The following is an 11,318-nucleotide window of genomic DNA, read 5'->3' as shown; positions in this document are numbered from 1 at the left end:
GCCCTACACCTCTCTCGCAAAACCCGCTAAACACCCCGCATGAACCAGCACGCCAAGCTCAGGATCGGCCATTCCGCCTGTCCGCATGACTGTCCGTCCACCTGCGCGCTCGAGGTGGAACTGCTCGATGACAACCGTATCGGCCGCGTGCATGGCGCCAAGGCGAACAGTTATACGGCAGGCGTCGTCTGCGCCAAGGTCGCGCGCTATGCCGACCGCGTCCATCATCCCGATCGCCTGCTGAAGCCGCTGGTGCGCGCCGGCGGCAAGGGCGAGGGCACCTGGAAAGAAGCCTCCTGGGAAGCCGCGCTCGATCTGGTCGCGGAAAAGTTCATAGCGGCGGAGGCGAAATACGGCTCGGAAACCGTCTGGCCTTATTTCTACGCCGGCACGATGGGGCTCGTGCAGCGCGACGGCATCGAAAGGTTGCGGCACGCCAAGAAATATTCCGGCTTCTTCGGCTCGATCTGCACCAATCTCGCCTGGACCGGCTGGATGATGGGCGCGGGCGCTTTGCGCGGGCCCGATCCGCGCGAGATGGCGAAGTCCGATTGCGTGGTGATCTGGGGCACCAATGCCGTTGTCACGCAGGTCAACGTCATGACCCATGCGACCAGGGCGCGCAAGGAACGTGGGGCCAGGATCGTCGTGATCGACATCTACGACAACGCCACGATGAAGCAGGCCGATCTCGGTCTGGTGCTGAAGCCCGGCACCGACGGCGCGCTCGCTTGCGCCGTCATGCATGTGCTGTTCCGCGACGGGCTTGCCGACCGCGCCTATCTCGAGAAATACACCGACGATCCGCGCGGGCTGGAAGAGCATTTGCGCACCCGCACGCCCGAATGGGCGGCCGCCATCACGGGCTTGAGCGCCGCCGAGATCGAGGCTTTCGCCCGGCTCGTCGGCACGACTAAGAAAACCTATTTCCGCCTCGGTTATGGTTTCGCGCGCCAGCGCAACGGCTCGGTCAACATGCACGCCGCGGCCTCGATCGCCGCCGTCACCGGCGCCTGGCAATATGAGGGCGGCGGCGCCTTCCACTCCAATTCCGGCATCTTCAAGCTCAACCAGGATGTGCTCGAAGGCACCGCGATGCGCGACCCGAACATCCGCTATCTCGACCATTCGCGCATCGGCCCGGTGCTGACGGGCGCGGCGGACGCGCTCTATGGCGGCCCGCCGGTGACGGCGATGCTGATCCAGAACACCAATCCCGCCAATGTCGCGCCGGAGCAGCGGCTGGTGAAAAAGGGTTTCCTGCGCGAGGACCTGTTCACCTGCGTGCACGAGCAGTTCATGACCGATACGGCCAAGCTCGCCGATGTCGTGCTGCCGGCGACGATGTTCCTGGAGCATCACGACATCTACAAGGGCGGCGGCAACCAGCACATCACGCTCGGCCCCAAGCTGATCGAGCCGCCGGAAGGGCCGCGCACCAACCACTACGTCAATGAGGAGCTCGGCAAGCGGCTGGGCGTCGGCGACCGTCCGGGTTTCGGCCTGACCGAGCGCGAGCATATCGACATCATCCTGGGCAAGCGCGGCCTCGGCAGCTTCGATAGTTTGAGGGAACAGAAGTGGGTCGACCTGCAGCCCGACTTCGACGACGCGCATTTCATCAACGGCTTCGGCCATGCCGACAAGAAGTTCCATTTCCGGCCCAACTGGACCGGCCAGTCGGCGCCCAACCGGCCGCCGAAAAGCATGGGCCTGTTCGGCCCGGTCGAGCGGCTGCCGGAATTCCCCGACCATGTCGAGCTGATCGAGGTGGCGGATGAGGGGCATCCCTTCCGGCTGGCGACCTCGCCGGCGCGCAACTTCCTCAACTCCAGCTTTGCCGAAACGCCGGTGTCGAAGGCCAAGGAAGGCAGGCCTGAGCTTCTCATCCACCGCGAAGATGCAGCAGTACTCGGCATCCAGGATGGCGGTCGCGTCGAGGTCGGCAACCGGCGCGGTGACGTGGTGCTGCACGCCCGGTTCTTCGACGGCGTGAAACGCGGCGTGGTGATCGCGGAAGGCATCTGGCCGAACAGCGCGCATGAGCGCGGCGAGGGCATCAACGTGCTGACCGGCGCCGACGCTCCGGCACCCTATGGCGGCGCCGCCGTCCACGACAACAAGGTGTGGCTCAGGGCACTTTAAGCATTGCTTTGATTACGCCCTGATCACTTCGCCGCCTGCGCGTCCAACGCCTTGACCTCGTCCGCGGCCGCCTTGCGCGCCGCAGCGTCGGCACCAGACGCGCCCTTATCCTTGGCGAAGGCAATGAGGGCGGTGCGCGTGTTCTCGTCGCATCCCTCCTCGCCGACGCCGTCGATGCCGGCTTTCCTGGCCGCGGCCAGCACGGAGTCGCAGGCGTCCGGCGCGAAAGCGAACTGGCCCATGATGGCGCCGAGCGTTAGTGGATCCTGGAGGCGCGGATCGTCGCGGATCGCCTGCAGCGTCGCATTGCCGACCGCTTTCGATTTCCGGTCCTGCGCGATCTGCGTCAGGTCGAAGATGAACTCGAATTCCGGCTTGTCGACGCCCTCGGGTTTCGACACCAGTATGTCGAGCGCATAGCGGGTGATCTCCTCGGGCGTGACGACCGATCGGATTGCTTTTGCCTGATGGTAGTTGCGCACCAGCACCCAGCGCGCGGGAAGGTCGCCATAGCGGGCGAGAATGCCAAGCTGCTTGATGGCGGCAAGCTTCTGCTTGTCGGTCTTGGCAGCCTGCGCTTGGGCGAAGACCTTGTCGCGGATGCGGTTGAGAACTTCCGCGTCGAGCCCGCCCGGAGCGGGAGCGGCCTGCTGTGTCGCTGTGGCTTGCGAGGCGGGAGCATCGCCAAGCGGGCCTTTCGCGTCGACCCAGGCGGCCAGCGCCTTGCGCGCGTCCGGGCCGAAATAGCCCTTCGGCTCGCCAGTATAAAAACCTTCGCTCTTCAGCGTCACCTCGATGGCGATGCGGATCTCGTCGGGCAGAGCCTTGCCAATACCGACGAGGTTCTCCTCCGCGAGCCCCGCCGGCGCTTCGCGAAACGCATCCATCACCGCTGCCGCGACCGCGGCGTTTCCGGCGCTCGAGGCCGGCCCGGAAAAGAGGCCGCTCAGTTCGATGCCTGCCGCGTCGTTGCCTAGGACGCCGGCGCCCATCCTGCCGATGCCGTCATTGTAGAGCGCAATGCGGTCGGTGATGCCTTCGCGCAGCGTCATCAGATGATCGAAGCTGTCGAAGGTGAAGGCGTTGGCGAGCTTGCTCTTTGCCTTGAGCGAGCCGAGACGCGCAGCCTCGCGCCACGCATGCAGGCGCTCGCGCGGGTTCTTGTCGATGCCGAGACCGTCGTCATAGGCATTGCCCAGCAGCACCATGGCCTCGACGCTGCCGAGATTGGCGGCGTTGATCAGCATCGCGGTCGCCTTCTGGTCGTCCTGCGGATAGACCACGCCTTTGCGCAGGAGCTTCGCCTGCAGCAGATAGGCCTGCTGCTCCTTCTTGGCCTCGCCTTCGCCGATGAGCGTCTTCAATTGATCGTCGCTCAGGCCGTCGTCGCGGCGCGACGGGCGGTAGCTGGTCGAATCGAGATTGGCATATTGCGTCGAGGCGTAGAGCCAGAGCGCGTCGCGGTCGCCCGCGTCCGCCAGCGGCTTCAGCATGGCGCGCGCCAAATCCTCGTTCTTGAACCGCTGATCGTCCGAGAGCTGCAACCGTGCCAGCGCCAGCGCAGCCCCAGGCTCGCCGGCCTCGGCGCCGTCGCTCAGGCGCTCGACCAGTTGGTCCGGATTGTCGATCTGAAAGCCGTCATAGTCGGGAAGCAGGTTCGCAAGCCTGATGCTGGCGTCGAGGTCCCAGGAGCCGTTGAGCAGCTGGATCGCCTCACGCGGCTGGCGGCCGACGAATTTTCCATCCAGGAGCAGGCCGGCGAGCATCGGCCCGGCCTCGGCGACAGTCTTGGTTGCGGCGCGCAGCATGGCGATCGCGCGCTTGCCGTCGGTGGCGCCGCCTTCGCCCTTGGCCAGCATGTCGGCCAGCACAGGCACGGCATACTGATCGCTGCCGACGCGCGCCTCGAGCAATTGCCTGGCCTTTGCCGCATCCTGCTGCGTCCCGCGACCGAGCCGCAACGCCTTGATGTAAGCCAGCGCCGATCGTTCGGGGCCGTTCGTCCCAGCCTTGGAATCCGCTTCCACGGCATGAAAGGCCTTTTGCTGCTCCTCGCTGGAAAATCCGTCATTCTCCAGCGTCGTCCGCGCAATCAGCAGGGGCATGGCGGCGCGGAGCTGGCTGTCCCATTCGCCGGGCGACTGACCCTGGGCCGGCGCGTCGATGACGCGTTGCGCGGTCTCGACCACCTTGTGCGGGGCGCGACGCAGCAGCGGCCCGTCGATATACTGACGGAGCAACGTCTCTAGCGCCGTGAGATGACCGACCTTGCCGGCCTTCTGCAAGGCATCGAGCGCCATGTCCCGCGTGACCGGCGGCGGACCGGCATCAGCGCCGTCGTGGCGATGCACCGAATAGAACTCGTAGAGCAGATAGTTCGCCTCCGGGCTGCCGCCGTCGGCGAGTAGCTTGATCTGCGGGAGGAGAAAGGTAAGCCCCGGCTGGTTGAGCGCGATCTGGACCCGCAGCCATTGCAGCGCCAGCCGCTTTTCCTGCGGCGCGCCGAGCATCGCCGCCTGGCATTTGTCGGCGAGGGTCTTGAGCTTGCTGAGATCAAAATCTTGCGGGAAGAGCTCGCCATATTGGACAGGCGGCGCCTTGGCTTCAGGATCGAGCGGCACGGAAGCGCCCTTGTCGCAGACGTTGATTGCCTCGGCGAGCGCGGCCTTCTTCGCCGCATCGTCCGCAGCCTTCTTGGCCGCATCGTCAGATTTTTCGGAAGACGCCTGCGCCCCCAAGGCCGTTCCGGCAAAGGGCGTCAAGGCGAGGCAGGAAAGAACCAGGGCATGCATTGGCCGCAGCATGAGCGTCCCCCCTCGGACTTGGGTCCGGGTGCTGCCGGACACACAGGCGCTAAATTAGCATGCCATGTCAGCGGTGATGAGTGCGGCGCTTCACATTCGCCTGCAATTCGGCCTTCGTATCGCCCTGCGGTCGTTTGAATCAATTTGCCAAGGCGGCGTGCTAGAGGATTGTTCCGACTCAAGCTTTCGACAAGGATCGCCATGCCGCAGCTCAAGATAGCCATCGCCGGCGCGCTCGGCCGCATGGGCCGGCAGATGGCCGAAACCGTCGCGGCAGATCCCCGGCTGCGACTCGTCGCGCGCTTCCATCGGCCGGGCAGCACGGGCGAGGGGCTGGTCGGGCGCGACGAGGCGCTGGCGCTTGCCGATGTGGTTGTCGACTTCACCACGCCCGCGGCATCGGCCGAGCTGGCAACAGCCTGCGCGGCGCGGGGTGGTCCGGCGCTGGTCATCGGCTCGACCGGTTTTGACGTCGCAGAGCTGGAAGCCATTGCGGAAGCGGCAAAGAAGATAGCCATCGTGCGTTCAGGCAGCTATTCGCTCGGCCTCAACATGCTGACCGGCCTTGTCGAGCAGGCGGCGCGGGCCCTCGGCCCTGACGATTGCGACATCGAGATCTTCGAAGCACATCACCGCTTCAAGGTCGACGCGCCGTCGGGCACGGCGCTGATGTTGGGCGAGGCGGCCGCGCGAGGCCACGGCGTCGAGCTGGACGATGTGGCGAAGCGCGCCCGCGACGGCCTCGTTGGTCCGCGCAATGCCGGCGAGATTGGCTTTGCCGTCATGCGCGGCGGCAGCATCGTCGGCGAGCATAGCGTGAGCTTCCTAAGCCAAGGTGAGACGCTCACGCTCTCCCATGCCGCCGGAGACCGTTCGATGTTCGCGCGCGGCGCCATCGCGGCGGCGCTCTGGGTCGTCGGGCGGTCGCCTGGCGAATACGACATGCACGATGTGCTGGGGTTCGCTAGCTCGTGAAATTCGCCGGATTGCATTTCAACACACGCTAAAAAGGCTGAAAGCCAGCTGAAAGCTTGGCCGTGCCATGACGGTTTTGTGGCGTTCGCCACATGAGCGGCTGGGAGTGGCCGCAAGGAGGAAATGCGGCGCGCCGCGCCGCCCAGTGGAGGAAGTCACGTGACCCGTCTCATCTCTAAACGCGTCCTGCGCTCGGTGGCGCTGACGCTTGCCATGATTGGCGCCGGCGCATCGGCGGCCTCGGCCGCGGACAAGATCACCATCATCGTCGGCGGCATGGAAAAGCAGATCTATCTGCCTGCCGTGCTCACCCAGCAGCTCGGCTACTTCAAGGATGAGGGGCTGGACGTGGAGTTGGTGAACTCCCGCGCGGGCGTCGAGGCCGAGAACGAGTTGCTGGCCGGTGCCGTGCAGGGTGTCGTCGGCTTTTACGACCACACCGTCGACCTGCAGTCGAAGGGCAAATACATCCAGTCGATCTTGCAGTTCAGCCAGGCGCCGGGCGAGGTCGAGCTGGTTTCGGCCAAGCACCCGGAGATCAAGTCGCCGGCCGACTTCAAGGGCGCGACGCTCGGCGTCACCGGCCTCGGTTCCTCGACCGATTTCCTCACCCAGTATCTCGCGGTCCGCAACGGCCTGAAGCCGGGCGATTACACGCTGCTTCCGGTCGGCGCCGGCAACACCTTCATCGCCGCCGTCAAGCAGGATCAGATCCAGGCCGGCATGACCACCGAGCCGACCATCGCCAAGCTGCTCCAGACCGGCGAGGCCAAGGTTCTGGTCGACATGCGCACGCCGGAGAAGACCAAGGAAGCGCTGGGCGGCGACTATCCGGCGGCCTCTTTCTACGTTCAGTCGAGCTGGCTCGAGGGTCACAAGGACGAGGCGCAGAAGCTTGCCAACGCTTTCGTCAAGACGATGAAGTTCATCGCCGGCCACTCGGCCGAAGAGATCGCCGACAAGATGCCGAAGGACTATTACGCCGGCAACAAGGACCTCTATGTGCAGGGCCTCGCCGGCGGCAAGGCGCAGTTTACGCCCGACGGCCGCATGCCGGCCGACGGACCGGAGACGGTGCTGAAGGTTCTGTCGACCTTCTCCAAGAGCCTGCAGGGCAAGCAGATCGACCTGTCGAAGACCTACACGACCGAGTTCGTCGACGCGGCGAAGTAAGCGCCGGCAAGCGAGGGCGGACGGACCCCGTCCGCTCCAGAAAAACAAGAGTTTGCGCCGGCTGCCTGAATCAATTTGGCAGCCGCGCTTTTCGGATGCCGGCGAGCAGGCCCCTGGCCGAGCCGCGCCATCCCCGCGCCACCACAACAGGAGTGTGCCATGCAATCGCAGACCATGGCGGCCGAGAAACTGTCTCCCGCCGCGCCGCCGACCGATGCCGCGATCGCCATCGACGATGTCACGCTGCGCTTCGTCACGCCGGACGGCCACATGATGACGGCGATCCGCGATTTCACGATGACGGTGGCGCGCGGCGAGTTCGCCTGCGTCGTCGGCCCGACCGGCTGCGGCAAGTCGACGACGCTCAACCTCGTCACCGGGCTCTTGCGTCCGACCACCGGCAATGTCCGCGTCATGGGCAATCCGGTCACCGACATCAGCCGCGACATCGGCTTCGTCTTCCAGGCCGACGCGCTGTTTCCATGGCGCAGCGTCATTGACAATGTCGCCGCCGGTCCGCTCTTCCGCGGCACGCCGAAGGCGCAAGCCTATGACAAGGCGCGCGACTGGATCGGCCGCGTCGGCCTTTCGCGTTTCGAGAAGCACTATCCGCACCAGCTCTCGGGCGGCATGCGCAAGCGCGTCGCGCTAGCTCAGACCTTCATCAACCAGCCCAAGATCCTGTTGATGGACGAGCCGTTCAGCGCGCTCGACATGCAGACCCGGACCGCCATGCAGGACGAGCTCTTGGGCCTGTGGTCCGGACTTAAATCCTCCGTCGTCTTCGTCACGCATGATCTGGAGGAAGCGGTGGCCCTGGCCGACAAGGTCTATGTGCTCACCGCCGGCCCAGGCACGGTGAAGAGCGTCTACCGCATCGACCTGCCGCGCCCGCGCGTCATGGCCGATATCCGCTACGATCCGAAATTCATCGAGATCGCCAAGGTGATCTGGAACGATCTGCGCGAGGAAGTGCAGCTCGGTCAGAGCCGCGGCCTTCAGACCGGCCATTGAAAGGAGAAACCGCATGACCGCCATCTCTCCTACTGATCAAGCCGCCGCGCGCGCCACTTCGATTGTCGCCGCCGAAGCGCAGGCAAAGGCGCGGCTGCGCAAGCGCCACGCGCTGGTCATCGGCCTGCGCCTCGCGATCCTAGTCGTCTTCCTCGGCCTTTGGGAACTCTGCGCCGACTACAACATCATTGATCCGTTCTTCTTCTCCAGCCCGTCCGGCATCTGGGAACAGATCTGGTCCTGGGTCACCGAGGGCACCTCGCAGGGGCCGCTCTGGCTGCAGATCTACGTGACGCTGGAGGAGACCTTCCTCGGCTTCGCCATCGGCGCCGTCGGCGGCATCGTGGCGGGCATCATCCTCGGCCGCAACAAGCTGCTGGCGGACGTCTTCTCGATCTACATCAAGATCGCGAACTCGGTGCCGCGCGTGGTGCTCGGCTCGGTGTTCATCATCGCGCTTGGCCTCGGCATGGCGTCCAAGGTGGCGCTGGCCGTGGTCATGGTGTTCTTCGTCGTCTTCGCCAACGCCTTCCAGGGCGTGCGCGAGGCCGACAGGGCGATGATCGCCAACGCTCAGATCCTCGGCGCCTCGCCAATGCAGATCACCACATCGGTGATCATTCCCTCGGCGATGAGCTGGATCCTCGCCAGCCTGCATGTCTCGTTCGGCTTCGCCCTTGTCGGCGCGGTCGTCGGCGAGTTCCTCGGCGCCAAGCAGGGCATGGGCCTCCTGATCTCCACCGCGCAGGGCGCCTTCAACGCCAATGGCGTCTTCGCCGCCATGATCATCCTGGCGGTGATGGCGCTGGTGGTGGAGTTCCTGATCACCCGCTTCGAGAACTATGTGGTGAAATGGCGTCCGGCGCCGTTCAACGAGCAGGGGACTTGATCAGGCAGCGGAGTCTTTAGCCGCAGCCAGCGGCAGCCGCACCTCGACCTTGAGCCCGCCGGCGGCGGCGTCGCCCAGCGTGACGCTGCCGCCGGCATTCTCGACCACCTCGCGCACGATGGCGAGACCAAGCCCGCTGCCTTCCTCGGTCGCGCCGGCAATACGATAGAAGCGCTCGAAGACATGCTCGCGCTCTTCAGGCGCAATGCCGGGCCCGGCATCGCTGACCGTGAGCTCGGCCTCGCCATCCGAGGCGGCGAGCCTTACCGTGACGCTGCCGCCCGGTTTGGAATAGCGCAGCGCGTTGTCGACCAGGTTCACGATCATCTCGCGCAGCATCGTGCCGTCGCCGACCACCGTCACTGGTCCGTTCTCCTCGAGACCGAGGTCGATGGCGCGGTCGATCGCCGCCGGCGCCTGCGCTTCCAGCACATGGCGCGCAGCTTCGGTGAGGTCGATGCGATCGGCGCGCGGCCGTCGGCTGCCGGGTTCTGCCCTGGACAGGGTGAGCAACTGTTCGGCCAACCGCGCCAACTTGCCGGAACTCGCCTGCAACGCCACCAGCGCCTCCTGGCGCTGGTCGGCCGCGGTCTCCCGCAACGCATAGCTTGCCTGTGTCGACAAGAGCGCCAGCGGCGTGCGCAGCTGATGCGCGGCATTGGCGATGAAGCGCCGCTGCGCCGCCATCTGCGCCCGCACGCGTTCCATATAGGCGTTGAGCGCGTCGATCAGCGGCCGGATCTCGCTCTGCGCGCCCGAGACCTCCACCGGATCGAGATCGCTGCGGCTTCGCGAGCGCACGGCATCGCGCAGCCGGATGAGCGGCGCCAGCCCGCGGCGCAGGCCGAGCAGCACGAACACGCCGGCAATAGCCACCAAGGCAAGCTGCTGGGCGAAGGCGCTGAGCCACAGGCGCCTCACCATCGCGTCATGGCCGGCGAGCGTGACGCCGACCGTGACCTTGATCGGCGAATCCGTGCCGGCGCCGATCACGGCATGGCTGAGCGTCGCCAGGCGCAGCGGGTGATCGCGATAGGAGGCTTCGATGCTGCCGCGCTCCGGCGCCACGGGCAGGTCGGGATAGCCGGTCAGCAGCCGTCCGCCGGCCGTCTCGACGTGATAGTAGACGCTGTCGCGGTCGCCGGTGTCGAACATCTCGATCGCCGCCGGCGGCACGGTCGCGTCCAGCGCGCCATCGGCCATCGCCACCTGTTCCGCGATGGCGCGCGCCGAGCCGACCAGCATGCGATCGGTGACGAGGTCCGCGGTCGCCAGCGCGTTGCGCTGGCTCGTCCACAAATTGATGGCGGCGAGCCCGGCCAGCGGCAGCACCACCCAGGCCAGCAATTGCAGGCGAAGGCTGCCGATCCGAAGCCTGCCGATCCTCATGGCGCCGGATCGTCGTGGCGCAAGAGATAGCCAAGGCCGCGCAAGGTTGCGATCTGGACGCGCGAGCCCTCGAGCTTCTTGCGCAGGCGATGCACATAAATCTCGATGGCGCTGGGGTCGGCATCGGTCTCGAAGTCGTAGATCGCGGTCGAGAGCGCTGCCTTGCTCACCGTGCGCCCGGCCTTGACGACGAGCTGTTCCAGCACGGCGTGCTCGCGCGGTGTCAACGACAGCGTCGCGCCGGCAAGCGAGAACAGGCGGGTGTTGGTGTCGAACACAAGGTCGCCGCAGGCAATGACCGGCGCGGTGCGATCGTTGGCACGGCGCAGCTGCACGCGGATGCGCGCCTCCAGCTCCTCGATCTGGAAGGGTTTCGCCAGATAGTCGTCGGCGCCTTCGTTGAGGCCCTTGACCCGGCCGTCGAGGCTGGCATTGGCGGTAAGCACGATGACCGGCACCGGGTTGCCGCGCGCCCGCAGCCTTTTCAGCACCTCCATGCCGCCCATGCGGGGCAGGGCGAGGTCGAGGATGATCAAGGCATGCTCGCCGGCAGCCAGGGCATGCTCGACATCCTCGCCGTCATGCACGACGTCGACGACATAGCTCGCCTGGCGCAGCGTCTTGCTCAGCCAATCGGCCAGTTCGCGATTGTCCTCGACAAGCAGCAGCCGCATCGTTTGTCGCTGTTTCCTCCCAACAGCGCCGACCTTCGCCAAGAGCGGCGGGCGGCGTCCAAATTGGTCCCTGAGGCAACCGATAGTATCGATCCGGGCGCAAGGCAAACGCGGTTTCCCGGCGGTCGCCGCCCCGGTCATGGCGCCTGCCGAGCCACCTGTCGGGCCATCCGAGTAATAAAACCGAACCGTTCGGTTCAATTAATGTTGACGGTTCGTGTAACCCTGGTGAACACCGGCAGCCCATATCAGGGT

Annotated in this window: 8 protein-coding genes; 5 read left to right on the top strand and 3 right to left on the bottom strand. The window is 65.8% G+C overall.

Translation table 11 applies throughout. The features are described from left to right. Nucleotides 1-39: 39 nt before the first annotated feature. Nucleotides 40-2,145, top strand: coding sequence for a molybdopterin oxidoreductase family protein (locus EOD07_RS08495; RefSeq protein WP_127235052.1), 2,106 nt, complete (start codon nt 40-42; stop codon nt 2,143-2,145). Nucleotides 2,146-2,168: 23 nt separating this feature from the next. On the opposite strand, the gene EOD07_RS08490 is transcribed toward EOD07_RS08495, so the two are convergent. Beyond that, nucleotides 2,169-4,949 (bottom strand): sel1 repeat family protein, encoded by a 2,781-nt coding sequence (locus EOD07_RS08490; RefSeq protein WP_127235049.1) that lies wholly within the window; start codon nt 4,947-4,949, stop codon nt 2,169-2,171. A gap of 201 nt (nt 4,950-5,150) precedes the next feature. On the opposite strand from EOD07_RS08490, the gene dapB reads away from it, so the two are divergent. From dapB to EOD07_RS08470, 4 genes are all read left to right on the top strand, one after another. Then, on the top strand, nt 5,151-5,924 hold the full coding sequence (gene dapB / locus EOD07_RS08485) for a 4-hydroxy-tetrahydrodipicolinate reductase (RefSeq protein ID WP_206519438.1): 774 nt from the start codon (nt 5,151-5,153) through the stop codon (nt 5,922-5,924). Between the two features lie 213 nt (nt 5,925-6,137). Next, nucleotides 6,138-7,097 carry an ABC transporter substrate-binding protein gene (locus EOD07_RS08480; protein WP_245469957.1) on the top strand — a complete coding sequence of 320 codons (960 nt, stop codon included), beginning with the start codon at nt 6,138-6,140 and terminating at the stop codon, nt 7,095-7,097. Nucleotides 7,098-7,256: 159 nt separating this feature from the next. After that, nucleotides 7,257-8,111, top strand: a complete 855-nt coding sequence (locus EOD07_RS08475; protein WP_052458095.1) for an ABC transporter ATP-binding protein — start codon at nt 7,257-7,259, stop codon at nt 8,109-8,111. 13 nt (nt 8,112-8,124) lie between these two features. Further along, the gene (locus EOD07_RS08470) at nt 8,125-9,000 is read left to right on the top strand and encodes an ABC transporter permease (RefSeq protein ID WP_040988300.1); all 876 of its coding nucleotides are present in this window, start codon (nt 8,125-8,127) and stop codon (nt 8,998-9,000) included. Here the strand turns inward: EOD07_RS08470 and EOD07_RS08465 are convergent, their stop codons facing one another. Then, nucleotides 9,001-10,389, bottom strand: a complete 1,389-nt coding sequence (locus EOD07_RS08465; protein ID WP_127235043.1) for a sensor histidine kinase — start codon at nt 10,387-10,389, stop codon at nt 9,001-9,003. It abuts the gene before it with no gap. Then, a complete protein-coding gene (locus EOD07_RS08460) occupies nt 10,386-11,063 on the bottom strand; it encodes a response regulator (RefSeq protein WP_040988308.1) in 678 nt (225 codons plus the stop codon). Before EOD07_RS08460 ends, EOD07_RS08465 begins: the two co-directional genes overlap by 4 nt. Between the last annotated feature and the right edge of the window lie 255 nt (nt 11,064-11,318).

The sequence above is a fragment of the Mesorhizobium sp. M2C.T.Ca.TU.002.02.1.1 genome (assembly GCF_003997225.1).
This window is presented reverse-complemented; position numbering and strand designations above follow the sequence as displayed.